Origin of the sequence: Gemmobacter aquarius, from assembly GCF_003060865.1 — a bacterium.
Taxonomy (GTDB): domain Bacteria; phylum Pseudomonadota; class Alphaproteobacteria; order Rhodobacterales; family Rhodobacteraceae; genus Paragemmobacter; species Paragemmobacter aquarius.
Map to the genome: position 1 here is coordinate 923,415 of NZ_CP028918.1, position 24,461 is coordinate 947,875.

General features: G+C 61.6%; 24 protein-coding genes and 1 tRNA gene. 14 read left to right on the forward strand and 11 right to left on the reverse strand.

Annotated elements, in window-relative coordinates:
* The first annotated feature begins 187 nt into the window (after positions 1 to 187).
* The 5 genes from ftsZ to HYN69_RS04510 all read left to right on the forward strand — a co-directional run bounded on the left by ftsZ (position 188) and on the right by HYN69_RS04510 (position 6,024).
* Positions 188 to 1,825 (forward strand): cell division protein FtsZ, encoded by a 1,638-nt coding sequence (gene ftsZ, locus HYN69_RS04490; RefSeq protein ID WP_108434692.1) that lies wholly within the window; start codon positions 188 to 190, stop codon positions 1,823 to 1,825.
* A gap of 227 nt (positions 1,826 to 2,052) precedes the next feature.
* Positions 2,053 to 2,961 (forward strand): UDP-3-O-acyl-N-acetylglucosamine deacetylase, encoded by a 909-nt coding sequence (gene lpxC, locus HYN69_RS04495; RefSeq protein WP_108434693.1) that lies wholly within the window; start codon positions 2,053 to 2,055, stop codon positions 2,959 to 2,961.
* 118 nt (positions 2,962 to 3,079) lie between these two features.
* Positions 3,080 to 3,925 (forward strand): outer membrane protein assembly factor BamD, encoded by an 846-nt coding sequence (locus HYN69_RS04500; protein WP_108434694.1) that lies wholly within the window; start codon positions 3,080 to 3,082, stop codon positions 3,923 to 3,925.
* A gap of 30 nt (positions 3,926 to 3,955) precedes the next feature.
* Entirely contained in the window at positions 3,956 to 5,599 is a 1,644-nt protein-coding gene (gene recN, locus HYN69_RS04505; RefSeq protein WP_108434695.1) for a DNA repair protein RecN, read from the forward strand.
* A gap of 275 nt (positions 5,600 to 5,874) precedes the next feature.
* Positions 5,875 to 6,024 (forward strand): DUF3563 family protein, encoded by a 150-nt coding sequence (locus HYN69_RS04510; RefSeq protein WP_108434696.1) that lies wholly within the window; start codon positions 5,875 to 5,877, stop codon positions 6,022 to 6,024.
* Positions 6,025 to 6,029: 5 nt separating this feature from the next.
* Here the strand turns inward: HYN69_RS04510 and HYN69_RS04515 are convergent, their stop codons facing one another.
* The 4 genes from HYN69_RS04515 to HYN69_RS04525 all read right to left on the reverse strand — a co-directional run bounded on the left by HYN69_RS04515 (position 6,030) and on the right by HYN69_RS04525 (position 8,037).
* Positions 6,030 to 6,410 carry a nuclear transport factor 2 family protein gene (locus tag HYN69_RS04515; RefSeq protein WP_159082355.1) on the reverse strand — a complete coding sequence of 127 codons (381 nt, stop codon included), beginning with the start codon at positions 6,408 to 6,410 and terminating at the stop codon, positions 6,030 to 6,032.
* A complete protein-coding gene (locus HYN69_RS04520) occupies positions 6,407 to 7,081 on the reverse strand; it encodes a DUF1638 domain-containing protein (protein ID WP_407925247.1) in 675 nt (224 codons plus the stop codon). Before HYN69_RS04520 ends, HYN69_RS04515 begins: the two co-directional genes overlap by 4 nt.
* Complete coding sequence (locus tag HYN69_RS20955; protein ID WP_174213598.1) at positions 7,072 to 7,227, reverse strand: hypothetical protein; 156 nt, start codon at positions 7,225 to 7,227, stop codon at positions 7,072 to 7,074. Before HYN69_RS20955 ends, HYN69_RS04520 begins: the two co-directional genes overlap by 10 nt.
* 111 nt (positions 7,228 to 7,338) lie before the next feature.
* Complete coding sequence (locus HYN69_RS04525; protein WP_108434698.1) at positions 7,339 to 8,037, reverse strand: corrinoid protein; 699 nt, start codon at positions 8,035 to 8,037, stop codon at positions 7,339 to 7,341.
* Between the two features lie 140 nt (positions 8,038 to 8,177).
* On the opposite strand from HYN69_RS04525, the gene HYN69_RS04530 reads away from it, so the two are divergent.
* Positions 8,178 to 9,287, forward strand: a complete 1,110-nt coding sequence (locus HYN69_RS04530; RefSeq protein ID WP_108434699.1) for a PA0069 family radical SAM protein — start codon at positions 8,178 to 8,180, stop codon at positions 9,285 to 9,287.
* Between the two features lie 115 nt (positions 9,288 to 9,402).
* Here the strand turns inward: HYN69_RS04530 and bmt are convergent, their stop codons facing one another.
* The 3 genes from bmt to HYN69_RS04545 form a co-directional block, all read right to left on the reverse strand.
* Entirely contained in the window at positions 9,403 to 10,416 is a 1,014-nt protein-coding gene (gene bmt / locus HYN69_RS04535; protein WP_108434700.1) for a betaine--homocysteine S-methyltransferase, read from the reverse strand.
* A gap of 25 nt (positions 10,417 to 10,441) precedes the next feature.
* The gene (locus HYN69_RS04540; RefSeq protein ID WP_108434701.1) at positions 10,442 to 12,313 is read right to left on the reverse strand and encodes a phosphatidylglycerol lysyltransferase domain-containing protein; all 1,872 of its coding nucleotides are present in this window, start codon (positions 12,311 to 12,313) and stop codon (positions 10,442 to 10,444) included.
* A 253-nt stretch (positions 12,314 to 12,566) separates the two neighbouring features.
* Entirely contained in the window at positions 12,567 to 12,881 is a 315-nt protein-coding gene (locus HYN69_RS04545; RefSeq protein ID WP_108434702.1) for a DUF1476 domain-containing protein, read from the reverse strand.
* Positions 12,882 to 13,133: 252 nt separating this feature from the next.
* Here HYN69_RS04545 and HYN69_RS04550 point away from each other — a divergent pair, with 252 nt between their 5' ends.
* The 6 genes from HYN69_RS04550 to HYN69_RS04575 all read left to right on the forward strand — a co-directional run bounded on the left by HYN69_RS04550 (position 13,134) and on the right by HYN69_RS04575 (position 18,095).
* Positions 13,134 to 13,901 carry a phosphoribosylaminoimidazolesuccinocarboxamide synthase gene (locus HYN69_RS04550; RefSeq protein WP_108437033.1) on the forward strand — a complete coding sequence of 256 codons (768 nt, stop codon included), beginning with the start codon at positions 13,134 to 13,136 and terminating at the stop codon, positions 13,899 to 13,901.
* A 182-nt stretch (positions 13,902 to 14,083) separates the two neighbouring features.
* On the forward strand, positions 14,084 to 14,323 hold the full coding sequence (gene purS, locus HYN69_RS04555; protein WP_108434703.1) for a phosphoribosylformylglycinamidine synthase subunit PurS: 240 nt from the start codon (positions 14,084 to 14,086) through the stop codon (positions 14,321 to 14,323).
* 250 nt (positions 14,324 to 14,573) lie between these two features.
* The gene (locus HYN69_RS04560; protein ID WP_108434704.1) at positions 14,574 to 15,611 is read left to right on the forward strand and encodes an alcohol dehydrogenase catalytic domain-containing protein; all 1,038 of its coding nucleotides are present in this window, start codon (positions 14,574 to 14,576) and stop codon (positions 15,609 to 15,611) included.
* 253 nt (positions 15,612 to 15,864) lie between these two features.
* The gene (locus HYN69_RS04565) at positions 15,865 to 17,130 is read left to right on the forward strand and encodes a site-specific integrase (RefSeq protein WP_108434705.1); all 1,266 of its coding nucleotides are present in this window, start codon (positions 15,865 to 15,867) and stop codon (positions 17,128 to 17,130) included.
* A 76-nt stretch (positions 17,131 to 17,206) separates the two neighbouring features.
* Positions 17,207 to 17,282: transfer RNA gene (locus tag HYN69_RS04570), tRNA-Thr, on the forward strand.
* 24 nt (positions 17,283 to 17,306) lie between these two features.
* Positions 17,307 to 18,095: an AbiJ-NTD4 domain-containing protein gene (locus HYN69_RS04575; protein WP_230426484.1), complete on the forward strand. Its 789-nt coding sequence runs from the start codon at positions 17,307 to 17,309 to the stop codon at positions 18,093 to 18,095.
* 234 nt (positions 18,096 to 18,329) lie between these two features.
* Here HYN69_RS04575 and HYN69_RS04580 read toward each other — a convergent pair whose 3' ends face one another.
* The 3 genes from HYN69_RS04580 to HYN69_RS21885 form a co-directional block, all read right to left on the reverse strand.
* On the reverse strand, positions 18,330 to 19,178 hold the full coding sequence (locus tag HYN69_RS04580; protein WP_108434707.1) for a hypothetical protein: 849 nt from the start codon (positions 19,176 to 19,178) through the stop codon (positions 18,330 to 18,332).
* Between the two features lie 345 nt (positions 19,179 to 19,523).
* Entirely contained in the window at positions 19,524 to 20,102 is a 579-nt protein-coding gene (locus HYN69_RS04585) for a tyrosine-type recombinase/integrase (protein ID WP_108434708.1), read from the reverse strand.
* A 188-nt stretch (positions 20,103 to 20,290) separates the two neighbouring features.
* A complete protein-coding gene (locus tag HYN69_RS21885; RefSeq protein ID WP_108434709.1) occupies positions 20,291 to 20,620 on the reverse strand; it encodes a MarR family transcriptional regulator in 330 nt (109 codons plus the stop codon).
* Positions 20,621 to 20,767: 147 nt separating this feature from the next.
* On the opposite strand from HYN69_RS21885, the gene HYN69_RS20455 reads away from it, so the two are divergent.
* Together HYN69_RS20455 and HYN69_RS04595 are read left to right on the forward strand one after the other, a co-directional pair.
* Positions 20,768 to 21,199 carry a hypothetical protein gene (locus HYN69_RS20455; protein ID WP_159082357.1) on the forward strand — a complete coding sequence of 144 codons (432 nt, stop codon included), beginning with the start codon at positions 20,768 to 20,770 and terminating at the stop codon, positions 21,197 to 21,199.
* Positions 21,200 to 21,298: 99 nt separating this feature from the next.
* Positions 21,299 to 21,619: a DUF3768 domain-containing protein gene (locus tag HYN69_RS04595; RefSeq protein WP_108434710.1), complete on the forward strand. Its 321-nt coding sequence runs from the start codon at positions 21,299 to 21,301 to the stop codon at positions 21,617 to 21,619.
* A gap of 2 nt (positions 21,620 to 21,621) precedes the next feature.
* On the opposite strand, the gene HYN69_RS04600 is transcribed toward HYN69_RS04595, so the two are convergent.
* The gene (locus tag HYN69_RS04600) at positions 21,622 to 24,459 is read right to left on the reverse strand and encodes a DEAD/DEAH box helicase family protein (protein WP_108437034.1); all 2,838 of its coding nucleotides are present in this window, start codon (positions 24,457 to 24,459) and stop codon (positions 21,622 to 21,624) included.
* Between the last annotated feature and the right edge of the window lie 2 nt (positions 24,460 to 24,461).

Sequence of the window (24,461 nt, forward strand, 5' to 3'; positions counted from 1 at the left end):
GCAAAATACCGCTGATCGACGCGCTTATCGGCCCATATTTTGTGGGCTGGTGACGTTTTTTACGTGACCTCTGACCTCCTTTGTGGATAGAATCGTGGATAAATTCGGATTCCTGCGCCCGGGACCGGCGCGAAAGCAAGCCGATCAGCAAAAGACGGCACAACGAACAGCAGCAGGCGGAGTGGCTATGACCCTGAACCTTTCGATGACCTCGCAGCGCGAAGAGCTGAAGCCGCGTATCACCGTCTTCGGTGTTGGCGGCGCGGGCGGCAATGCTGTCAACAACATGATCGACAAGCAGCTTGAGGGGGTCGAGTTCGTCGTGGCGAACACCGACGCGCAGGCCTTGCAGCAGTCGAAGGCGCATTCGCGGATCCAGATGGGTCTGAAGGTCACGGAAGGCTTGGGCGCAGGGGCGCGTCCGGCGGTTGGCGCTGCGGCGGCGGAAGAGACGATCGAGGAGATCGTCGATCATCTGGCCGGCGCGCATATGTGTTTCATCACCGCTGGCATGGGGGGCGGCACGGGCACGGGGGCAGCACCCATCATCGCGCAGGCGGCGCGTGAGCTGGGTGTGCTGACCGTTGGCGTGGTCACCAAGCCGTTCCAGTTCGAGGGCGGCAAGCGGATGAAGCAGGCCGAGGAGGGCATCGAGGCCCTGCAAAAGGTCGTCGATACGCTGATCATCATTCCCAACCAGAACCTTTTCCGGCTGGCCAACGAGCGCACGACTTTCACCGAAGCCTTCGCGATGGCCGACGACGTGCTGTATCAGGGTGTCAAGGGCGTGACCGACCTGATGGTGCGCCCCGGCCTGATCAACCTCGACTTTGCCGACGTGCGCGCGGTGATGGACGAGATGGGCAAGGCGATGATGGGCACGGGCGAGGCTTCGGGAGAAGACCGCGCGGTGCAGGCGGCTGAAAAGGCGATTGCCAACCCGCTGCTGGACGAGATCAGCCTGAACGGCGCGCGCGGCGTGCTGATCAACATCACCGGCGGCTATGACCTGACGCTGTTCGAGTTGGACGAGGCCGCGAATATCATCCGCGAAAAGGTCGATCCCGATGCGAATATCATCGTGGGGTCAACGCTGGATACCAGCATGGAAGGGGCTATCCGCGTGTCGGTCGTGGCGACCGGTATCGATGTGAGCCAGTCCAACCGTGCGTCCGATCCGGTGGCGCGGCGTCCGATGTCGGCGCCGTTGCAGCCTGCGCCGCAGACAGCCCCGCAGACTGGGCCGTTGACGGTGCAGGTGGTGCAGCCCGCCTATCAGCCCGCACCGCCGCCGGCCTATAAGCAGCCGGTGCAGCAGCCCGCAGCGCAGGCCTATGCGCCGCAGCCGCAGCAGGCCCAGCCGCAGCAAGACCGGTCGCTGTTCGACGCACCGCCCGCCTATGAGGCGGAAGCGGATGACGGCTACGAGGTTCCGGCGCCGGCTTACCGCCCGCAGCCTGCGGCGCGCCCGACCGCGCAGATGGACCTTTCGGCCGCCGAGTTCGTGGCACCGCGCCCGCCGGGAACGCCCTCGCCCGAGGCATTGCAGCGGTTGCAGACGGCTGTGAGCAAAGCTCCGGCAGGCCAGACCCCGCGCGGGATGGCGGCACCGCAGCGCGCCGCCGCTCCGGCACCGAAACCGGCCGAACAGCGCCCGCGCTTTGGCATCGGGTCGCTGATCAACCGCATGGCGGGGGGAACGGGCGAGTCGCAGGCCGCAGCCCGCCACCAGCCGCCGGTCACGTCCTATGACGACGAGCCGGAACTGAACGCGGATCAGGAGAAGATCGAGATTCCGGCATTCTTGCGGCGCCAGGCGAATTGACGGGCCGCAACGCACTGTAACAATCGGGGAAAACCGGGCCTGTTGGTCCGGTTTTTTCTTTTATAAATCAGTGGGTTTCGTGATGTTTCACGCTGTCACGAAGTGTCATAAAAGGTGAGTTGAGTTTGCACGTGCAGCATCTTACCTAAGTTCAGACGCGGGATGAACCCGCGCTTCGCTTGTCAGGAAACCCTTGGCGGCGGAATTGATCGAACCGGGGGCGACCTTTGCAAAACACTCTGCACTCCGCTGCGACCTTTGTGGGTCTGGGCCTGCATGGCGGCGCCGAGGTTCGGATGGTGGTCAAGCCTGCGGATGTGGGTCACGGCATCGTCTTTCTGCGGACCGACCTGAATGAGCGGATTGTTGCCCGTTGGGATGCCGTTGTGCCGTCGCGTCTGTGCACGCTGGTGGCCAATGCAGCGGGCGCTTCGGTTTCGACCATCGAACATATCATGGCCGCTTTGGCCGGCTGCGCCGTGCATAACGCGCTGATCGAGATCGACGGGCCGGAAGTGCCGATCCTTGACGGGTCGGCGGCACCTTTTGTTGCAGGTTTGCTGGCGGCCGGGATCGTCGGACAGGGTGCGCCTTCGCGGGCGATCCGCGTCTTGAAGCGGGTGGAAGTGCGCGAGGGCGAGGCCATCGCGCGGCTTGAGCCTGCGGAAATGCTGGAGATGGATTTCAGCATCGAATTCGCCGAAGCGGCCATCGGACGGCAGGAAAAGAGCCTGAACCTTGCCAATGGCGCTTTCGTGCGTGAACTGTCGGACAGCCGCACCTTTTGCCGTCAGTCAGATGTCGACGCGATGCGGGCCAACGGGCTGGCGCTGGGCGGGACGCTGGAAAATGCGGTGGTGTTCGAAGGCGACCGCGTGCTGAGCCCCGGGGGCTTGCGCTATGCCGATGAACCCGTGCGCCACAAGATGCTGGATGCGGTGGGCGATCTGTTCCTTGCCGGTGCGCCGATTCTGGGGCGCTACACAGGCGTGCGGGCGGGCCATGCGCTGACCAACAGGTTGCTGCGGGCCTTGTTTGCCGATCCGACAGCCTATTGCTTTGTCGAGGTCGGAGCGCAAACCGGGCGCAAGCTGCCCGGCGTGGGTGTGATCGCGGCGGACCTGCCCGCGCATTGAGTGCGCGGGGGAGCGAAAGCCGTTTTGCGCCCCGGAATTTTCTGTGCTAGGACGACGCTTAAGCATGCATCGGCGGCTGTTCGGCCGGATGTTGAAAATGTCGTGGGGTAGGCGGAAGATGGCAGGGGTGAAGTCGGGCGCGCGGTTCCTAGGCATGGCGCTCGTGGCCGCATCGCTGGCAGGATGTGCCGGTTTTGGTGGCAGCAACGAGAAGCCGCTGGAATCCTATACCGCCGAGGAAATCTACAAGCAGGGCGAGCTGAAGCTGGAAACCGAGCGCAAGCCGGATGAGGGCATCAGGTATTTCCAAGAGGTCGAGCGGCTTTATCCCTATTCGGAATATGCCAAGCGTGCCTTGATCATGCAGGCCTTCGGCTATCACAAGGGCAAGAAATACGAAGAGGCGCGGGCGGCTTCGCAGCGTTTCCTCGATTTGTATCCCGGTGACGAGGATGCGCCCTATGCGCTGTATCTGATGGCGCTGTCGTTCTATGACCAGATCGACGAGGTCGGGCGTGACCAGGGCGTCACCTTCCAGGCGCTGACCGGCATGCGCGATGTGATCGAGACCTATCCCGACAGCGATTATGCGCGGTCGGCGATGCTGAAGTTCGATCTTGCCTTCGACCATCTGGCGGCGAAGGAAATGGAGATCGGGCGCTATTACCTGAAGCGTGGCAATTACACGGCGGCGATCAACCGCTTCCGGACCGTGGTGCAGGATTACCAGACCACCAGCCACACCGCCGAGGCATTGCACCGGCTGACCGAATCCTATCTGGCGCTTGGCTTTACCGACGAGGCGCAGACTTCGGCGGCGATCCTTGGTTTCAACTATCAATCCAGCCCGTTCTACGATGACAGTTTCCGCCTGCTGAAAGGCAAGGGGCTGGCACCCGAGGCCAAGGGTGATGGTTGGCTGGCGCGGATCTATCGGCAGATGTTGCGCGGCGACTGGATTTGACGCGGCCGGGGCGCTGACGGGGGCGGGCTTTTGCTGCGATCGCTTGAAATCCGCGATGTTTTGATCATCGACCGGCTGGACCTCGAGTTCCGGTCGGGGCTGAATGTGTTGACCGGCGAGACAGGGGCGGGCAAGTCGATCTTGCTGGATGCTTTGGGTTTCGTTCTGGGCTGGCGGGGGCGTGCCGAGCTGGTGCGGGCCGGTGCCGAGCAGGGCGTGGTCACGGCGGTGTTCGACCTGCCTGACGGTCATGCTGCGCGCGCCGTGCTGGCCGAGGCGGGGATCGAGGCCGGGGACGAGCTGATCATGCGGCGGGTCAATACGGTGGACGGGCGCAAGACCGCCTGGGTCAACGACCGCCGCGTGTCGGGCGAGGTGTTGCGCGACCTGTCGGATACGCTGGTGGAATTGCACGGGCAGCAGGATGACCGCGGGCTGTTGAACCCGCGCGGACACCGTGTGCTGCTTGATACCTTTGCCGGGATCGATCTGGCCCCCGTGCGGGCGGCATGGCGGGCGCAATCGGCGGCGCGGGCGCGGTTGGCCGAGGCCGAGGCGGCGCTGGTCGCGGCGCGCAAGGAAGAGGATTTCCTGCGCCATGCGGTGGCCGAATTGGACAAGCTGGACCCCGAACCCGGCGAGGAAGCCACGCTTGATGCCCGCCGCCGGATGATGCAGGGGGCCGAGAAGATACGGTCGGACGTGGCGCGTGCCTATCAGGCGATGTCGGAACAGGCCGCCGAGGGCATGATGCGCGACGCGTTGCGCTGGCTCGAGGGGGCGGCGGATAAGGCCGATGGGGCGCTCGAGGGGGCCTTGGCGTCGCTGAACCGCGCGCTGATCGAGTTGGGCGAGGCGCAGGCTGGCGTCGAGGGGGCGCTGGCGGCGCTGGATTTCAACCCGTCCGAGTTGGAGGCGATCGAGGAGCGGCTGTTCGCCATTCGGGCGCTGGCGCGCAAACATGGTGTCTTGGCCGACGATCTGGGCCGCTTTGCCGGAGACTTGCGCGGGCGGCTGGCGGCGCTGGACAGTGGCGAGGCCGGAATTGCAGGGCTGGCCAAGGCGGTGGTGCAGGCAGAAGCCGCCTATGCCGAGGAGGCGGGCTGGATCACGCGGGCGCGTGGCGCCGCGTCGGCGCGGCTGGACCTTGCGATGGCGGCGGAACTGGCACCTCTCAAGATGGAGCGGGCGGTGTTCGTGACCGGGGTCACGCCGGCCGATGCCGGGCCGGACGGTGTGGACGCGGTGACATTCACCGTGGCGACCAATCCGGGGGCTCCGGCGGGGGCCTTGAACAAGATCGCCTCGGGCGGGGAATTGTCGCGGTTTCTGCTGGCGCTGAAGGTTTGCCTGACGGGGAATACGCCGGGGCTGACGATGATCTTTGACGAAATCGACCGTGGTGTGGGCGGGGCGACCGCCGATGCGGTGGGACGGCGGTTGAAGGCGCTGGCCGAAGGAAGCCAAGTGCTGGTCGTGACGCATTCGCCGCAGGTGGCGGCTTTGGGCGGGGCGCATTGGCGGGTGGAAAAGCGGGTGGTCGATGACATGACGCTGTCCACCGTGCTGGCGCTGTCGGAGGGCGAGCGGGTCGAAGAGATCGCGCGGATGCTGGCGGGCGACACGATCACCCAAGCGGCGCGCGAGGCGGCACGGGCGCTTTTGTCGACCTGAGGGCGTGCCGGTTCGGGGCAAGATTTTTCTGCGAAAAATCTGGCGCTTGTGCTTGCTTGCGTTGCGCGGGCGGCTGGCGGTGCTGTGAGTATTTGCGCAAGGGTGACAGCGCAGGTGTTTCAGGACTGGCGGGATTTTTCGCAGAAAAATCGGGGTGGGGGCGAAAAATGCGGCGTTGACCGTTGCGCTGGGTGCATAGCGGGTTCCACCGGTGCAGGGCTGGAATGCTGCGGTGCAGCAATCTATCTTCGGGACGTAACCGAAGGAGAAGCACCATGTTCGAACAAGTGAAGACCGTGTTCCGGTCGTTCCGTTTCCCGACCGTCGCCGAGCGCGAGTTGGCCTATCTGAACGAGGCGGTGAGCCGCTATGACCTTGAAATGCGCGAGCGGGCGATCGACGCGGGGCTGTTTCGCCGCCGCTGAGTCTTTCAGGTGAGCGCCGTGATGTGGCAGGTGAGCGCCTGCCAGCCATCGGGGCGCATGATGATGCAAGCCGACAGAAGCAGCGCGCAGCGCGGCAGGTCGGTGCCGTCGGGGCCGGTGGCGCCTGCAAGGACGTAGCGCTGCGACAAAAGCGCGGCTCCGGGGCCTACGGGACGCAGTTTGGCGCGGCCTGACACGAGGCGGGCGCTGCGGAAGGTGCCTTCGAATTCCGCCATGAAGGCGAGGCGGGCTGCTTCGCGCCCATCGCAATGCTGGCCGGTGGCGGTGACCACCTCGGCATCGTCGGAAAGCAGCCGCACGAGGCTGTCGGCGTCTTGCGTGGAAAATGCGGTGGCGAAGGCGCGGGTATAGCTGTCGGCGTTCATGCCACCGGATGTGCCACGGCGGCGAGGGCGGGGGCAAGGTCTCCGTAGCCGGTGAGCCGCCGTTCGTAGGCAAGACCCAGCCTGTCGGCGCATTCCCGCGCTTTTACATCAAGGGCGGGGTCGTCAAGTTGGGCCTGATACACGAGTTTCGTGTAATTGCCGAAATACATGTCGCGCAGTTCGGGGTGCCGGTCGAGGCCCATGGGACGCCAGACGAAGGCATCGAACTGCCGCACGAGGAAATCGGTCAGGTAGAAGGCGGTGAATTCGGTTTCGGATTTTGCGGCGAAGGCGGCGTTGCCTTCGAAGAAGGAATAGCAATGCGGGCCAGCGACCATTTCGACGCCGAGTTCGGCGCATTTGGCTTGCAAAAGGCCCCCCGTGCCGCAATCGGCGTAGACCACGAAGAAGCGGTCATAGGCGGCGCGATGGGCCGCTATGGCGGACTCAACCGCGGCGGGAATGCGGTCGGGCCAAAGGTGCAGGTTGGCGGGCAGGCATTGCAGGTCGAGGTGGTCCCAGCCGTTCGCGCGTTTCAGCGCGAGAATTTCATGGGCGAGGGCACCGCAGGCGATCAGCAGGATTTTCCCCCGGTCTGCCGAGGGGGCGGTGACGGTAAGGCCCTGTTCGGTCAGCGTGGCGTCGTCGAGGGGGGGCGCGGTCAGCGCCACTGGCGTGCGCCGACGATCAGGGTGCCGGCCAATGCGGCGAAGCCGAGGGCTGCAAGTGGCAGATCGGCCCAGACGGCGAGGCCGAGGGTGAGGCCCGCAGCGAGGATGACGAAGGCGATCAGCGACAGGAAATGGGTAAGCGGCATGGCGTTTCCTTTCCCTTTACAATCTGGCGCGGATGGGGAGCGAATCCAAGGGGTGTGCAAGAAAAAGCCCCGCAAGCCGATGGGCTGCGGGGCTTTTTGCCGAAGGTGTGATCAGGCGCCGAGCTGGTTGTGCTTGCGCGCTACGAATTGCTTGGCGGTTTCCACCGCAACCGCTGCATCGCGGCAATAGGCGTCTGCGCCGATGGCGCGGCCGAATTCCTCGTTCAACGGTGCGCCGCCGACGAGGACGATGTAGTCGTCGCGCAGGCCCTTTTCCTTCATCGTGTCGATCACGACTTTCATATAGGGCATGGTCGTTGTCAGCAGGGCAGACATGCCGAGGATGTCGGGCTTTTCGGATTCGAGCGCCTCGAGGTATTTTTCGACCGAGTTGTTGATGCCGAGGTCGAGCACTTCGAAGCCCGCGCCTTCCATCATCATCGCGACGAGGTTCTTGCCGATGTCGTGGATGTCGCCCTTGACCGTGCCGATCACCATCTTGCCCATGCGCGGCGCGCCGGTTTCGACCAGAAGCGGTTTGAGGATGAACATGCCCGATTTCATCGCGTTTGCGGCAAGCAGCACTTCGGGGACGAAGAGGATGCCATCGCGGAAGTCTGCACCGACGATGGTCATGCCCGCGACGAGGGCCTTGGTCAGGACATCGTAGGGGGTCCAGCCGCGGGCGATCAGGATGTTGACCGCTTCTTCGATCTCTTCCTTGAGCCCGTCGTAAAGGTCGTCATGCATTTGCAGAACGAGTTCGTCATCGGACAGTTCGGACAGGATGATTTCGTCTTCGTCGGCCATCGGTCGGCACTCCCACAAGGGTTTCGTCACTGGTGCATGGGCGATAAGCGGCATGTGCACTTTTCGTTTAGCGACATGCCCCGGATGAAAGCCGACAGCAAGGGGTCGGTTGTGGAAAGACGGTGGTACTTGTTCATGGTATGTTCTATATTTGCCGCATGGAAGAGGAAAAGCGAAGGGCGCTGATGCCGGGCCAGCGGGTGCGGGCGCGGGGTGTGGGCAGCAATGCCACGGGCCGGTTCGAGCCGAGGGCGGTCGAGGCGGCGGCAGACGGCTGGGACATGGCCGAAGAAGAGCGGCTGGTGGCGACCGAGGTTCGAGTGGAGCGGGCACGGTCGGCGCTGAGTTTCAACAAGAGCCCGGACATTCCGTTTGACCGGTCGATCAACCCCTATCGGGGGTGCGAGCATGGCTGCGTCTATTGCTTCGCGCGGCCGAGCCATGCGTTTTTGAACCTGTCGCCTGCGCTGGATTTCGAGACACGGCTGATTGCGCGGCCGGGAATCGGGGCGGTGCTGGAGCGCGAGTTGCGAAAGCCCGGCTATCGGGTCGGGACGGTGGCGATCGGCACCAATACCGACCCCTACCAGCCCTGCGAGGCGGAGCACCGCGTGATGCGCGAGGTGGTCGAGGTGCTGGCGGCCTTTGACCATCCGCTGGCGATCACGACGAAGGGGACGCTGATCGAGCGCGATCTGGACCTGCTGGCGCCGATGGCGGCCAAGGGGCTGTTGCGTGTGGGGATTTCGGTGACGACGCTGGATGCGGGGCTGTCGCGCAGCATGGAGCCGAGGGCGGCTGCGCCTGCGCGGCGGCTCGAGGTGATCCGGCGGTTGACGGCGGCGGGGGTGACGGTTCGGGTGATGGTGGCGCCTGTGGTGCCGGGGCTGACGGATCACGAGATGGAGCCGATACTGGCGGCGGCGGCCGAGGCGGGGGCAAAGGGGGCGAGCTGGATCATGCTGCGGCTGCCGCTGGAAGTGGCCGGGCTGTGGCGCGACTGGCTGGAGGCGCATCAACCCCTGCGGGCGGCCAAGGTGATGGCGCGGGTGCGCGAGGCGCGAGGTGGAAAGGATTACGATGCCGAATGGGGCAAGCGGATGCGGGGCGAGGGGGTGTTTGCCGAGCTGATCGGGCAGCGCTTCAAGCTGGCGGTGGCGCGCTATGGGTTGGCGCAGGATCTGCCTGCGTTGCGCTGCGATCTGTTTGCCGCCCCGCCGAGGGCGGGGGACCAGTTGGCGCTGTTTTGAAAAGCGGAATTTCGCGAAAATTCCGCGCCGAATTCTGGCGCAGAATTCGGGTTTACCACGGCGGGCACCGGAATTTGCGTCAAATTCCGGCGCGAAGTCTGTGTCAGACTTCGGCTTAGCCGCGGCGGCCGCGGCGTTCGCGTTTGGGGTCGCCCGAGGTGTCGCCCGTGCCGTCGGAGGCCGAGGAGAAGCCGCCGAGTGCCGCGCTGATCGTATCGAGCGACGGGCGCGGGCCGGGGGGCGTTTCTTCCAGTGCGCGGCGCATGGATTTGAGGTGTTCGGGCATGGTGCCGCAGCAGCCGCCGATGATGCGTACGCCAGCGTCGCGGGCGAGCACGGCGTATTGGCCCATCAACTCGGGTGTGCCGTCATAATGGATGTGGCCGTCGTGGTATTTCGGGATGCCCGCATTGCCCTTGGCGATCAGCGGGCGGTCGGTTCCGGTCGAGGCAAAGCCAAGGACCGTACGCATCAGGTCGGACGCGCCGACGCCGCAATTGGCGCCAAAGGCGAGCGGCGGGTTCGGGAGTTTCTCGACCATCTCGGCCATGGCGGCCGAGGTCACGCCCATCATGGTGCGGCCTGCGGTGTCAAAGCTCATGGTGCCGCACCACGGCATGCCGGACAGGCGGCAGGCTTCGGCGGCGGCCTTGTATTCTTCGGGGGCCGAGATGGTTTCGACCCAGATGACGTCGACGCCGCCTTCCTTCATGCCTTCGATCTGCTCGTGGAAGATTTCGACGGCAAGCGCGTGGGTCATGGTGCCCATGGGTTCGAAGATGTCACCCGTTGGGCCGACCGAGCCTGCCACGACGACGGGGCGGCCTGCTGCATCGGCTATCTCGCGGCCAAGCGCCACGCCGGTGCGGTTGAGTTCGCGCACGCGGCCCTGCAGGCTGTGCAGTTTCAGGCGCGAGGCGTTGCCGCCGAAGGTGTTGGTCAGGAAGATGTCGGACCCTGCCTCGACCGCGCCGCGGTAGAGTGTACGGATGTTGTCGGGCTGTTCCACGTTCCACATCTCGGGCGGTTCGCCCGAGGAGAGGCCCATGTTGAACAGGTTTGTTCCTGTGGCCCCGTCGGCCATGAGCCAGTCGCGGGTGGCAAGCAGTTTGGACAGGGCGTCAGACATCAGGGCACCTTGGTTGGAAAAAAGGTCACCCCTTCCTCTGCCATGACGCGGGGGCGGTGGCAAATTCATAATCTGCATCTTCATCATGAAGCGGGGACTCGGATGGGTCATCCGTAGGTTGCAGCCTGTCGGGGTGGTGGATGGCGCGGGAGAGCTCGAATCCTGCGAGGGCGAGTGTGGCGAGGTTCGCGGCGCAGATGTAGCGAGGTTCCCATTTTGGTGCGAAGCCTTGCTTGAAGCGGGCAAGCCCCGCCGCGCGGGGTGTGGCGAGGCGCGCGAGGCGGGCTGGCAGGGCGGGGACAGCGGCGAGGGACAGGCGGGGTATGCCCTGTGCTGCGGCGTCGTGGATTGCCGTGGCGACAAGGGCTTGCATGGTGCCATCAGGCAGGGTTTCGCCGTGTCGCATGAGGTCGAGCGTCCATTCCGCGGGGGCGGTATGAAAACTGGCGAAGGCCACGGGGGTTTCGCCCTGCCATGCGACGTAGAGCCTTTGCCGCGCAAGATGGGCGGGGCAGAAGCGCCCCATGGAAAAGCCGCGTTCACCGCCGTGCAGGCTGGCCCATTCGCGGTTAAGGCGGGCGAGGGCGGGGCAGTGCGGATCGTGCCCGCGCGTGACGGTGATGCCCGCCGCCGTCGCCTTGCGGAGCTTCCGGCGCAGCGTGGCGAGGGCCGGTTTGGCAAGATCGAAGCCGCGCGGGGAAATGACAGCCTCGGCCGCGATGCGAAGGGGGCGCAGACCGTGGCGGCGCGCAGTCGCGGCAAGGCGGGCATCGGCCTTGTACAATGCGGGCAGGCGGTTTTCGGCGCGGGCGGCTGCGGTCAGGGCGGACAGGGTTGCGGGGTCCGGCGGGCCGGGGAAGGGGTTAAGCATCGCGGCGAGGATGTGGGGCGTGCGGCCTGCGAGGCAGGATTGCGGACCGAGGCGCAGCAAGCATGTGTCGCCCTGCCGGTGAAGTGCGGTTTCGGCGCGCGGCGCAAGCTGCGGCGAATGGGGCTGTCCGGGCGGCTGCGGCGTTGCGTTGCGCGGGGCGAAGACGGCCCAGAGCGCGCCTGCCACTGCGGGCAGGGCGTAAAACACCGCCCGCCACGCGAGAACCGCGACCATGAGGGGACCGTCCGGAACCTGTGGCAAAAGGAAAAGCACCGTCATCTCGAAGGCGCCGACACCTGCGGGCGCGCCCGAGGCGAGGCCCGCGCCGAGCGCAAGCAGGACCACGGGCAGTAGCGTGGTGAACGGCGGCTGATGGGGGGCGGGGAACAGCGCCCAGAGCGCAAGGCCGAGGGCGACGAGGTCGATCGTGGCCCAGAACAGGAAGGCGAGCATCGTTACCGCGTTGGGCCAATGGCGGCGGAGCGGCAGCCATGTCGGGCGCAAGGCACCGAGCAGGAGGGAAAGGCATGCGACCGCCAGCACGGCATGGGCGAGTGGCGCGTAGGGGGTGGTCTGCATGGTGGACAGAACCAGTGCGGCGAGGGTGGCGAGCGAGGCCAGGAAGCCGACGGTCATTGCCAGTGACAGGCGCGTGGCCTGCCAGAGCGTCAGGCCGGGCAGCAGCCGCCAGCGGATCAGGGCGCCTGTCACGGGGCCGAAGCCTGCGGTCTGGCTGACCGCGCCAGCAGCCATGCCGGCCCGAAAGGCGTTCAGGCCGGTCATTCCGGTGCCGAGATGGCGGTGCAGCACACGTTCCTGACCGCCGACCGCAAGGAAGCCGACCGCGACCGCAGCGAGCGAAAGCGCCCATTGCAAGGCCGATACGTCATAGACCGCGTCCCTGATCGCTGCGGGGTCGAGATGGTCCAGCCGCGAGACGACCAGCCAGACGAGGCAGGCAGCGACGGTCAGGCTGAGGGCAGGCTTTGCCAGTTGTAGCGCCTGCCGCCGGTACGATTTCGCCATATGTCCCCGCACCTGCACAAGCACCTCACCCGTGCCGACTGTCGCAGTACGAGTTTACTGTCCGATTAACGGCAACGGCGCGCCGTGATTTAGCTGTCGGAGGAAGCGGCAGACGGGGAGGCAGACGGGGAGGCAGACGGGGAGGCAGACGGGGAGGGGCCCGAGCAGGTGCGGTCGAGCGCAAGGCGGCCCATGCGAAAGGGGCAGCCGATGGCTGCCCCTGTGCGACCCGGCAAGGGCGCGTCTGTCGCGGTCAGAGTTCCTGCATCAGTTGCGATTTTGCGACCGGCAGCAGTTCTGCCATCTTGGCGCGTACGGTATCTGCGCTTGCCAGCGCGCCGAGGTCGGCGGCGACCTTGCGGACCACGTCCTCTATGCCTGCCTCCTCGAAATCGGCCGAGACGACCGACATCGCATAGGCTGCGGCATCGTCGCCGGATTTGCCGAGCAGGCCCGCAGCCCAGAGGCCGACGAGCTTGTTGCGCCGCGCCTCGGCACGGAACTGCATGTCGGCGTCATGGGCGAATTTGGATTCGAAGGCGTTTTCGCGGTCGTCGAACGTGGTCATGAGGAGGCCCCTGGGTGATCGTTCCTGTCGGCTTGACATATGCCCCTGCCGGACCTGCGCTGCAAGGGGGGCCGCGTTGCCGCTGCGCTGCGGTTCAAGCGCGGCATGCACTGCTGCACGGACGGGGGCCAGAACGGGACAGGAAGGGCGGCGGACCTGCGCCTTGCCAGTTTGCCCTGTCGCGGCTATAGCGCAGGGAAGCAGGCGGGGGACCCTTGGGGTTGCCCCGTTGCTGCATTTGGCGGGGTTGGAATGGCACGGCGCAAGAAGGTTTACGAGGGCAAGGCGAAAATCCTGTACGAAGGCCCCGAGCCGGGCACCTTGATCCAGTATTTCAAGGACGATTCCGCGCCGACCGCCGCAGTGCCTGCCCCCGCCGCCGTGGAAGGCAAGGGCGTGCTGAACAACCGCCTGTCGGAGTTCTTCATGGCCGGGCTGAATTCGGTCGGCGTGCCGACGCATTTCATCCGTCGCCTGAACATGCGCGAGCAGCTGGTCCGGATGGCCGAGATCATTCCGGTCGAGGTGGTGGTGCGGAACTTTGCCGCAGGCGACATCTCGACCCGTCTGGGCATTCCCGAGGGCACGCCGCTGCCCCGCCCGATCGTGGAATACTACTACAAGGACGAACGTCTGGGCACTCCGCTGGTGTCGGAAGAGCACGTGATCGCGTTCAACTGGGCATCGCAGCAAGACCTTGACGACATGGTCGCGCTGGCCCTGCGGGTGAACGATTTCCTGTCGGGTGTGATGATGGGCGTGGGCATCCGGCTGGCCGATTTCCGGCTGGAGGTGGGTCGCGTCTGGGAGGGCGATTACATGCGCCTGATCGTGGCCGACGAGATCAGCCCGGATTCGTGCAGGCTCTGGGACATGCGTGGCCTTCAGGACGGGCAGGACCGCGAGGGCACGCCGCGAGAGCCGGGGCCTTTGGCGGATGTCTATACCGAACTGGCGCGGCGGTTGGGTGTGATGCCGTCGAATGTGACCCATACGACAAAGCCGACACTGATCAACTGAGGGGCGCGGGGGGTGCGCGGTGAACGCGCACCCTACGGGGTTCATCGGGGCGGAATGCTATCGGGGGTGAGGCGCTTGCGCCGAGGGGGCCGAGGCCCCCTTTGCTTTGGCGGCTCGGGCCTTGCCCATGGGGGCGAGGTTCGGTAAGGCACGGGAAAGCTGAACTGTTCGGGGGTTTCGTCATGAAAGCGCGTGTGACCGTCATGTTGAAGACTGGCGTTCTGGACCCTCAGGGCGAGGCGGTGCGCCATGCGCTGGGCACGCTGGGGTTTGCCGGTGTGACCGGGGTGCGGCAGGGCAAGGTGATCGAGCTCGATCTGGCCCAGACCGATGCGGCGGCGGCCGAGACCGAGGTCAAGGCGATGTGCGAGAAGCTGCTCGCCAATACGGTGATCGAGAGCTACCGCGTCGAGATCCTCTGAACCGGGCGCCGGCTTGGGGGGCATCGAGCCCCCGCGCGCCGGCTTTGGCGCGGGTTTGGCGGTTGCGGTTTTTCTGGCAAGGTTGGGGCGGATGCCGGGGCGGGAGCCTTCGGCGAGGATATTTGGGCGAGCGTGAATGGGCAGGGCGGGCTTTGGCCTGCCTTTTTCGTATTTGGCGACAGGGGCGGTCGCTGGCGGGCGAGAGCTGGCGGGTCTGGCGGTCTTTGCTTTTGGAAAAACGGGGGGTGTCATGCGTGCAGCGGTGTTGCGGGCGTATCGCGAGGATCTGGCCATAGAGACGGTGGCCGATCCGGTCTGCGAGGCGGATGGGGTCGTGGTGCGGGTGCTGGCCTGCGGCGTGTGCCGCAGCGACTGGCACGGCTGGGTGGGCGAGCATCCCCGCGTGAAGCCGGGGGCGATTCCGGGGCATGAATATTGCGGCGAGGTGGTCGAGGTCGGACCGCTTGCCCGTTGGTCGGTGGGCGACAGGATCATAGCACCGTTCATTCTGGCCTGCGGCGCCTGCCCTGACTGCCAGTCGGGCAATTCCAACATCTGCAAGACGCAGCGGGTGCCGGGGTTCGGCGAGCCGGGGGCCTATGCCGAATACATCAGCGTGCCGCATGCGCATAATCTGGCGCGGCTGCCCGACGGGATGACGCCGGTGCTGGCGGCGGGGCTGGGGTGTCGGGTCACGACGGCCTGGCATGCGCTGACGGGGCGGGCCGCAATACAGGCGGGCGAGTGGCTGGCGGTGCACGGGACCGGCGGGATCGGGCTATCGGCGCTGCTGTTGGGGCGGGCATTGGGCGCGCGGGTCGTCGTTGTCGATGTGGTGCCCGAAAAGCTGGCCCATGCCGTGGCGCTGGGGGCCGAAGCGGCGTTTGATGCGCGCGAGGGCGATGTTGCGGCGAGAATCGTCGAGGCGACGGGCGGCGGGGCGCATGTGTCGATCGAGGCGCTAGGCATCGAGGCGACGGCCAATGCGTCGATCGAATGTCTGCGCGCCTTGGGGCGGCATGTGCAGGTGGGCCTGCCGGTGGGCCATACCGCGCGGATGGAGATCAACATGAACGCGGTCTATATCAAGCAGCTGGCGCTTTATGGCACGCGTGGGATGCCTGCGTGGAAGTATCCGCGCCTGCTGGACATGATCACGCGGGGGGCGGTCGATATGTCGCCCCTGATCGCCCGTACGGTGCCCCTGTCGGGGGCGTCGCACGAACTGCGGGCCTTTGACGGGCCGATGCCACCCGGTGTGGCGGTGATCGACGATCTGACGCGGTGAAGCGGCCGCTTTCGCGGTTTTGTCGGGTTGACTTCATTTTGCGGGGGCCGTAGGAGATCCGCACCAGAAAGTGCCGCTGTAGCTCAGCTGGTAGAGCACGTCATTCGTAATGCTGTGCGCACTTCCAAAAATAATCAAAAAGCCCCATATTTTATTGGATAATGCGCAAAAATTTGTTGTATAACGAAAACTATACAACAGAGTGTAAGTGAAAGTATGCTCTAGCCAACACGCCAGCCAGCAAGGTGCAGTCATGGCTCATCGCACGGTGCCCATTCCCGAGACTGTTGAGAAGGTCAAAGGCTATGGAACGCTGACCATTTTCCAGATGGAGGCGTCACCCTATTGGTATGCGCGGTTCTTCGAGGATGGCAAAATCCGCAAGAAGAGCACCAAGAAAATCCACAAAGTCGAGGCTATCGCAGAGGCCAAAAAGTTCTTTGGTGAACTTCAGGGACTGAAGTTCGGCGAAGCGCCGGGCAGCAAGAAGCACACCTTTGCCTACGTCGCCCGAAGCCACTTCGAAGAGACCAAGGCACGCCAGCAGCGGGACGAAATTTCCCGAAGCAAACTGAACTTCGACGAGGTGCGGCTTGAGAAGGACATCCTGCCTGCGCTTGGCAAGCAGCTGGCGGAAGACGTCGACTACATGGCGATAAGCCGTTACCTCAACAAGCTGTCAGCGCCGCCGCGCAACCTCAGTTCCGCCTCGCTGAAAATCCATCTGTCGCACATCAAGACGATCCTGAAACATGCCCAGCAACTGCGGGTGATTGCGCACCTGCCTGCGTTCCCTAAGCTGAGCACAGTGGACAGTCCTCGGGCTTGGTTCACAGCGCATGAATACAACGTGCTGCACAACACGGCCAAAGCCAACATCGGCAGGACGTTCCCGCAGGTGGCCACCACAGGTGAGCAGCTGCGCAACATCACGCTGACGGCAGAGCTTTACGATCTGATCATCTTCATGGTGAACACGTTCATCCGCCCGACGGACATCCGTGTGCTGAAACACAAGGACATCACCATCAAGAAAGGCGATAGCCCCTACCTGCGCCTCGCGCACGGGAAGACCAAGGGCCACAGCGACCCGATGGTGTCCATGCCCGCAGCGGTAAAGGTCTACGAGCGTCTGTTGGCACGGCAGAAGGAAGAGGGCTTTGGACGGCCCGACGACTATGTGTTCCAGCCCGAATTCAACGAAGAGCGCCAGCGCAGCTATGCCCTGCGCAGCCTGCATCGCCAGTTCGACCAACTGTTGATCCTCACCAAGCTCAAGACCAACAACCAGAACAAGCCGCGCAGCCTTTACAGCCTTCGGCACACCTCGATCATGCTGCGCTTGGTCAACGGGGATGGCATCGACTCACTCGTGCTTGCCCGCAACGCCCGCACGTCAGTCGAGATGATCGACCGCTTCTACGCTCGCCCGCTGACCGGCGAGATGAAGGTCGACATGCTACACAGCAGAAAGAAAAAGAAAAAAGTGGTGGAAGAGGGCTACGATGACGTGGGCTGACCTAGCCGAAATTTCCGCCGAAGCCTGCGTCTAGGGTCTAGAATTCGGCGTCAGCATGTAGTAGTTCCCCTGCAACGCCGCATTAGCTCAGCTGGTAGAGCACCTCATTCGTAATGAGGGGGCCGGGGGTTCGAATCCCTCATGCGGCACCATCTTCCACACATTTGATCATGCTTATGACGTTCTCGAAACGCCACAACTTTTCGAAAACTCCGCCGATTACGATCCGAACAGATGCTCCGAACGGCCTTCGTTACGCTGTTGTTCAGAACGCTTACGACTGTGGGCCAAGTTATAGTGCGATACGCTCCGTGGTCTGCCGGGTATTGCTCGACGCACCCGACCCTAATAGCTGGACAGAAATCCCGAACATTCGTGATGAGGTTCTTCAGCATATTAGGTTCTGCGATTGGTTTAAGGTGTATGATGTTGCAGAAGCCTTGCTCTCGTACATTGAGACGACCCAAGGCTACGCAAGCGCGGTTCAGTACTCAAATTCTATGAATGATTTCTTCATCGGTGCTGGAATTGGATGGCAGTTCGCGCCGAACGAAGGAATTGTATATCGTGGTGATGAGACCTTTGATGTCGCTACGGCTGAGGCTGCGAAGGCTCTTTCCGTTACCGGTCGGAAAAACGCTGCAAACGAGATCGAGGAAGCCATCAGAGATATTTCACGTCGTCCTGATCCCGACATCACTGGAGCGGTTACGCACTCAATGGCGGCGGTGGAGTGTGTCGCTCAAGACATTCTAGGTAGTAAGCAGACACTCGGCCAGATGGTCGGAGCTTTGAACCTGCCGAAGCCGTTAGATGAGGCTGTCAGCAAACTATATGGTTTTGCCTCACAGCACGGTCGACACGTTAGTGAGCAGAGCAGGCCCGCGCCTGAAGATGCCGAATTGCTCGTGCAAATCTCATGCGCAATCTGCACGTACCTCGCAAAGCGGGCTTCGCCCAACTGACCCTTATTGCAATATCTGCGGGCTTCGTCATGGGGCTTACAGAAAGCAACTGTGGCTCAGCTACGACTGAAATCAAGAGTCACGAATAGATTGCCGAGCTCTTGTCGCTTTGGTTCGACAGTACGAACAACACTAACTCCTTCAGGCTGCTGTAACTGCACCATGGGAGGAATTTCCAAGTCTTTGCGGGGCTGTGGATCGATGGAGAGTTTAGACAGAGGCTTCAACTGAATGTCATGCATGGTCTGTCTCCAGAGGGTTTAGTGACGCCGAATAGAAATGTTTTCGGGCCACCCATTTGAAGTTTTCGTGCTTGGTTATGGTAGCTATGTCGATACTGCCGCCGACTGAATTACTGCCGGGTAAGAAACGAACAAACTGTTTAGTTGTTTCGGCCAAGAAGCGGGCAAGTTCGACCGCATCGACAGTTGGCATTGCGGGATGAGCTAATTCAGCTTGAGTGTAACGACCGATTTCAGCGATAGCTTGCGGTAAGTTTTCTGCTGGAACACCGCCCGCTACCAAGGCCTGTCCTAAGCCTTGACCGTAACCTAGTATCAGACGGTTGATGGCTTCAGGTGCGCCTCCCCAGCCAAGACTTGACGGAACATCTTTGGGTGCGTCACAGATCGGATCCCCGCAAACACCATGGTCGATCTGGAACCTCCACACTTCTCCAAGGTCTTCGCCCGACGAGTAACCTCCGATCCAGTATTGGAAGGTACCCGACGGCGCCGGGTTCAGTTTCTGGAAGCGATCCTCAAAAAAGTACTTCCTTGCGTTGGCTACAACCTGCTCGATCGAGTAGTTGTGCGGGTCTATGTAGTAAGCACCGCCCTGCTGCCCCAGTAACGCTCTGAAATCCTTGGTGATAGTCGATATGGATGAGGGGCCGAAGTTGCCTATGCCAGCAGTCATTGCCGCGATGGGTAAGCCCTTGCGAAGATTGAATACCTTGTTGGCGTGGTCATACGTATTGATGGTTATGGGCCTACCGTCGGTCAAGACCGTTTGCAGGGACGAAGTACTATCCGCTGCGAACACAATGCAGTCTTGGACTTTGACGGAAACACAAATCGTCATGCTTTGGTCCCTTAGGCACCTTGACTTGAATCAGAAAAATGCACCTGCCTCAACAAGTTAAATGAATTCGTTTTCAGTGGTTTGCGAGAAGCGCACAGAGGCCAACAGCCTTCTTGGGCGAATCAAATGGAATGTTCGCTCTTCGTTCGCGCAGAGGTGCCCATTGGCTTCGGCCACTTCTGAGTGTCTGCGTGAGCCGTACGACAATGATGCCGTTCACAGATAGGGTTTGCGTAACGCTGCTTTCTGCATCAAAGCACCGCTGCATGTTAATGCGAGATAAGCGTTACATCAAACTTTATAACCGGCATTTGATCATTGGTGCCGCTTGCAAGTTGGGAAAACTTAAATCTCAACCATTTCAATCGCTTTGCGAAGCTTCGCTTCGCCAGCGTCGATGTAAACCATCGTTGTTTGAAGTGACCTGTGGCGAACGAGGAGTTGGATCACGCGAGGATTGATGCCCTTTTCGGCCATTGAGGTAACGAACTGGCGTCGCCCAGAATGACTGCTGGCACCCGTGATGCCCGCAGCTTCGTACAGCACCGCAAACAGGTTCACGATGGTCTGCGCTGAGAAGCCGCCGCCCTTGCCGCTGAAGATCAGTGCCGCGTCAGGCTTGCCACAGTGCTTGGGGTAACGCTCAGCGTATCGTTTCAGCGCAGCTGCCAGCTTCTTGTTCACCAGCACCGTGCTGCCCTCGCCGCCCTTGGTCTGCTCAGCCTGCAAGTAGAAGCTGTCGCGCACAGTTCCGTTGGCTTCATAAACGTTCCCAACGTGTAGACCCGCGATCTCGCAGGCCCTCAATCCTGCATAGAAGCTCAGCGCGACCACAGTGTGATTTCGCACTGCGTGACGCTTGCTGTCGATCACAGCAGCAAGACGCTTGAACTCCTGTGCGTTTAACAGCTTGGCCTGTTTCATGTCAAAAGCCCCCGTAATGTGTGGTTTTGTGAAATGCAGTTTAAAGTCGCATATATCGCAGAGCTACCAAAGAGAATTGGTGCAGCAAGTCATTGATCTCTATTGGGTTAAATGCGGAATATTATAGATTGTGTATTGTATAACATTCTGCGGGATGTCGTGATTTTGACGCTGGCCTCTCTGCGCGGTCAGATTTTTGAAGCGGCAGTTGCAAGAAGTTTCACGAGACGATCAGAAGGGTACAAACGTCGTATCCTTTTGTCTCGCGGGCACTGTGTGCTGATTATCCATCCAGCTTCGACTAGCTGCCGTAACAAGTCGCTCACTCGCGCCTCACTGTAGCCTAGTTCGAGGTACAGCTCTTTGACAGACGCTGGCTCTTCTGCGGCCCTAGCTGAAACCAAGTATATGATTTCACAGGAAACAGGTGAGCTTGGAAATGGCATGTGCAGGCGCTCCCAGCGCCTTATCGTCAGCAGCTTCTGTGCGATGTTCGCAGACTGCACCCATGCCCCCATTTGCAGGTGCACAGTTTTTTCATTCTGCAAAATGAGCAATCAGAATTGGCTCTAACAGTTAGGGCTAATTTCGTTAGGCCAGTGATGTCTTTTTTGCTAGTGCGCAGGCTTGGACGGCCATCAATGGCAAGAAAGGGTATAGTGGAAATGCGTCTGCTCGGTAAAATCTTCGTTGGCTTTCTTGTGCTCGCCTTTTTAGGTATGCTCTTTGATGACACGCCATCTTTAAACAATCGCCTTGCCGAAGCGATTATAACGGGCAAGGCAACTGATGCGCAGTGGGAAGAATATAACAAGGTTCTCAATCACGAAGCTGAGCTTTGTGTTATTGTAGCTGCAAATGAGAGAGCCAAGTCAGGTGCTTGGAACCCAGACGGCATTGCGATTGACTACACTTCTGCTTATGCGGCTGGTGACTACGTCACGTCGAAGAACAGAAACGCAAACCCATCATACTCAGGATCAGTTGCAATTTCAGGAACGAATGCATTTGGCGCCACTGTAAAGTCAAGAGTTGACGGCTTTGGTACGATGCGGCTTGAAAAAGATGGATCAAATTACGATATTAGGTGCCGTTAATACCAGATGATTAAAGATCACGAAACAACGATTTTTGATCCAATCTGGTAGGAATTAAGTTTCGCTGACTGCAAGCTCTGCTTCTATGGGAGGCATTGCATGCAGTCAGCACAAAAGATCAGAGAACTTAACGACACAGCGCGGCAGACATTTACGGGGTGTCGTGTTATGGTCACTCGTGGTGTTGCTGCGTTGGACTGTGTTGATGCGGTTATAGCGGCAGTGCGCAGCTACAGCACGTTCAACGCTGACAACGATCCATACGGCGAGCATGACTTTGGCAGCTTCGCTGTTGCTGGCGAGCGGCTGTTTTGGAAGTTCGACTATTATGACAGCGACATGCAGATGGCATCGCTTGATCCAGCAGACGACACCATAACGGTGCGTGTGCTGACGATCATGCTGGCCGAGGAATACTAACCCTACCCGTTCGCCAAGTCGTATCGGGCGCGAAGGTCTGTATCGGCAATCCGTGTATGGCTTGCCTGCAAACCCTTGACCGTTGCGTTCTCCCGCACAGCGTCTTCGGGCACGAGCAGATAACTCCACGGCTTGTCGGATACCGTCTTGCCGTGAAATTCCGTCGCGATGAATGCCCACAGGCTTGCAGCATCACCTTTGCGCTTGACCAGCACGTCGTTCATTTCGCTTTGCCGCTTGGTTTCGATGATCAGCTTGTCGGTTTCCGTTTCGACAACGAAGTCAGGCTGATACGGCAGTCCGTCTGCATCGTAGACCTTGAACTGGTTGGGACCGGGCTTCATCCACAGCTGCACGGTATCATCATGCTCTAGCAGCACGGCCATCTTGCGTTCAGTGTCGGAGTCGAACTTGGCCATTTGGTAGCAGCATTTCTTGAAGCCACCGAAGATAAACCGCTTGATCTCGCTCAGTCGTTCCGGCGCTTGGCGGAAGTCGCGCACTGTGGCTTGGCTCGACCCGTCAAACGTCTGCGGCTTCAGATTTTCGAAGGCAGCTGTCACTGTGACACGGTAATTCGCTTGGTCGCGCCACATGTTGGCCTTCATCTGTGCGAACATTGCCTCGGCCATTTGCTTGGCATGGCCCTGCAGCACTGTGCGCAGCTGCTCCTCGTCAGGATATTTGGCCCGGAAGTGTGCGACCACCTGTCCTGCCAAGTCATAGAGCGTTGCCGCATGAGCATCGTAGTCAATTTCGGGGAAGTCGATCAGCTTGGTGACGAGGTAATCCTCCAAGCGTTCAGGGCGTTCACCGCCTGCTTCGCCCGATATGGTCCGCTTGGTTTCTGTCCGCAGAACTTGGATCATCAGTTCTTTGGACAGCGGCTGGTAGTTCCATGACTGAAGCGCCAGCGTGAACGGCTTAAAGCCGAACGACACCTGCTGCTTGGGCGTGATGGTCAGCGTGGGGATCGCGATGGTCCGCTGCACAAACTGCTTGCAGACCTCTTCGGTCACTGCTGTCGCCTGTTCGATGGTCATGGTCGAGAACAAACCTTGATCGAACTTCTGCGCCGCCACCGCAGCGCTTGCAATCCGTGCGATGACCTTGGGGTCCTGCAAGTCCTTGATGGACGACACTTCCTTGCTGATCTGCGGCAGCACTACTGACAGGACCGTCCGTGCAATGTTCAGCTCTTCCGGCTTGCTATATTTAAAGGCTGGCGCAGGGGGCGCTGCAAAGCCGGGGGTCGGCTGTGTTGCTGTTCCGGCTTGTGCAGCTGCTACTGGCGAAACAGCGCCTTCCTGCGGTGCTGCTGCAGGCGCTGCAGGTGGCGGCGCAAGCATCTGCTCGATCACAGAGGGTGCGGGCACGACGACAGGCTTTGCGGCAGGCACGTCACCGCCATCGCCGATCAGCACTGCCTTCAGCTTGCGGGTGACGCCGTTCTCTTCCTTGGCCTTGCTGATCAGCTCGTCAAAGCGTTCGTGGGCAATAACCGTCAGGGTATCCACGACCTCAACACCCGTCCGCTTGCCATAAGGCAAGCGCAAGCCGCGACCCAGCGTCTGTTCGGTCAGGATGTCGGATGCCGAAGCTCGCAGCGGGACGATGGTAAAGAGGTTTGAGACGTCCCATCCCTCTTTCAGCTTGTTCACGTGGATGACGATATCCGTATCGCCATCCTTCTCGATGTTCAGCAGGCGTTGGGCATTCTCGTCGCTTTCCTCGCCCGTTAGCTTGGAGTGGATTTCCGCCACGCGGCCTTTGTAGTTCCCGCCAAAAAAGCCGTCGCTTTCGATGAATTCCCGCACCTGCCGTGCATGGGTTGTGTCCTGCGTCACAACCAGCATGAAGGGCCGAACGACCTTCTCGTCGTGCTGCCGAGCATAGGTTTCCAGCGCGACCCGCACGTGCTCGTGGTAGCTGACCCCGTCTTCCAACTTCATCCGCTGCAGCGTTTCTGCATCGACCGATTTTGGGTCAAAGTTTGCCCGTGTGCCGACCGCAGGCTCTTTCACATAGCCGTCTTCCATCGCGTCGGGCAGCTCGTAGCGATAGACGACATTGCGGAAGTCTTGGCTCTTTGACCCGACCGTCTTGGGAGTGGCGGTGACTTCTAGGCCCAGGATCGGCTTCAGTTCGGCAATCGCCTTCGCACCAGCAGACCCACGATAGCGGTGCGCCTCGTCCATGAGCAGCACAAGGTCATCCAGCCCCGACAGATAGGCGAAATAGCTGTCGCCGATGTATTCCTGCAGCCGCTTGATGCGGGGGGAGTTGCCGCCCCTCACCTCGGAATTGATCTTCGAGATGTTGAAGATGTTGATGATCGCCCCTTCGCGCCCGAAGAGGTCAGTGCCGCGCACACCGCGCCCTTCCTCATAGTTCTCGGCGTTCACGATCAGGGGGGCGTTGTGGGCAAACGCTTCAATCCCACGGAACACATATTTCGGGCTGGTGGGCTGAAAGTCGGCCAACAGCTTTTCGTAGATGGTTAGGTTCGGGGCCAGCACAAAGAAATTCCGGCTTTTGCCGATCATGTAGAGATAGCTGATGAAGGCCCCCATCAGCCGCGTCTTGCCCACCCCTGTTGCGAGCGCGAAGCAGATGCTGGGGAAGTCGCGTTCGAAGTCGTCAAAGGTCGCGTCGCTCAGCTTTTGATCGCCGTAGACTTGGCGCACGGCAGCACGGGCGGCGGCAACATCTGTGTCCTTGGACGGGGAAATCAGATCAACGATGTCATCCAGCCTGCGCAGCGCCTCGGCTTGTGGCTTGCGCAGGGACAGACGTTGGGTGATCTGTGTGACGGCACGCTTGGGATCAACGGGCTGCATGA

Excerpts from the sequence above, each read along its gene's own strand:
- bmt (WP_108434700.1), bottom strand. The coding sequence starts at position 10,416 with ATGTCTGACGCCCTGTCCAAACTGCTTGCCACCCGCGACTGGCTCATG.
- HYN69_RS04560 (WP_108434704.1), top strand. The coding sequence starts at position 14,574 with ATGCGTGCAGCGGTGTTGCGGGCGTATCGCGAGGATCTGGCCATAGAG.
- HYN69_RS04540 (WP_108434701.1), bottom strand. The coding sequence starts at position 12,313 with ATGGCGAAATCGTACCGGCGGCAGGCGCTACAACTGGCAAAGCCTGCC.
- HYN69_RS04600 (WP_108437034.1), bottom strand. The coding sequence starts at position 24,459 with ATGCAGCCCGTTGATCCCAAGCGTGCCGTCACACAGATCACCCAACGT.
- HYN69_RS04525 (WP_108434698.1), bottom strand. The coding sequence starts at position 8,037 with ATGGCCGACGAAGACGAAATCATCCTGTCCGAACTGTCCGATGACGAA.
- HYN69_RS04575 (WP_230426484.1), top strand. The coding sequence starts at position 17,307 with ATGACGTTCTCGAAACGCCACAACTTTTCGAAAACTCCGCCGATTACG.
- HYN69_RS20455 (WP_159082357.1), top strand. The coding sequence starts at position 20,768 with ATGCGTCTGCTCGGTAAAATCTTCGTTGGCTTTCTTGTGCTCGCCTTT.
- HYN69_RS04510 (WP_108434696.1), top strand. The coding sequence starts at position 5,875 with ATGTTCGAACAAGTGAAGACCGTGTTCCGGTCGTTCCGTTTCCCGACC.
- HYN69_RS04545 (WP_108434702.1), bottom strand. The coding sequence starts at position 12,881 with ATGACCACGTTCGACGACCGCGAAAACGCCTTCGAATCCAAATTCGCC.
- HYN69_RS04580 (WP_108434707.1), bottom strand. The coding sequence starts at position 19,178 with ATGACGATTTGTGTTTCCGTCAAAGTCCAAGACTGCATTGTGTTCGCA.
- HYN69_RS04530 (WP_108434699.1), top strand. The coding sequence starts at position 8,178 with ATGTTCTATATTTGCCGCATGGAAGAGGAAAAGCGAAGGGCGCTGATG.
- HYN69_RS04585 (WP_108434708.1), bottom strand. The coding sequence starts at position 20,102 with ATGAAACAGGCCAAGCTGTTAAACGCACAGGAGTTCAAGCGTCTTGCT.
- HYN69_RS04515 (WP_159082355.1), bottom strand. The coding sequence starts at position 6,410 with ATGAACGCCGACAGCTATACCCGCGCCTTCGCCACCGCATTTTCCACG.
- ftsZ (WP_108434692.1), top strand. The coding sequence starts at position 188 with ATGACCCTGAACCTTTCGATGACCTCGCAGCGCGAAGAGCTGAAGCCG.
- HYN69_RS20955 (WP_174213598.1), bottom strand. The coding sequence starts at position 7,227 with ATGCCGCTTACCCATTTCCTGTCGCTGATCGCCTTCGTCATCCTCGCT.
- HYN69_RS04500 (WP_108434694.1), top strand. The coding sequence starts at position 3,080 with ATGGCAGGGGTGAAGTCGGGCGCGCGGTTCCTAGGCATGGCGCTCGTG.
- HYN69_RS04550 (WP_108437033.1), top strand. The coding sequence starts at position 13,134 with ATGGCACGGCGCAAGAAGGTTTACGAGGGCAAGGCGAAAATCCTGTAC.
- HYN69_RS21885 (WP_108434709.1), bottom strand. The coding sequence starts at position 20,620 with ATGGGGGCATGGGTGCAGTCTGCGAACATCGCACAGAAGCTGCTGACG.
- purS (WP_108434703.1), top strand. The coding sequence starts at position 14,084 with ATGAAAGCGCGTGTGACCGTCATGTTGAAGACTGGCGTTCTGGACCCT.
- HYN69_RS04595 (WP_108434710.1), top strand. The coding sequence starts at position 21,299 with ATGCAGTCAGCACAAAAGATCAGAGAACTTAACGACACAGCGCGGCAG.
- HYN69_RS04565 (WP_108434705.1), top strand. The coding sequence starts at position 15,865 with ATGGCTCATCGCACGGTGCCCATTCCCGAGACTGTTGAGAAGGTCAAA.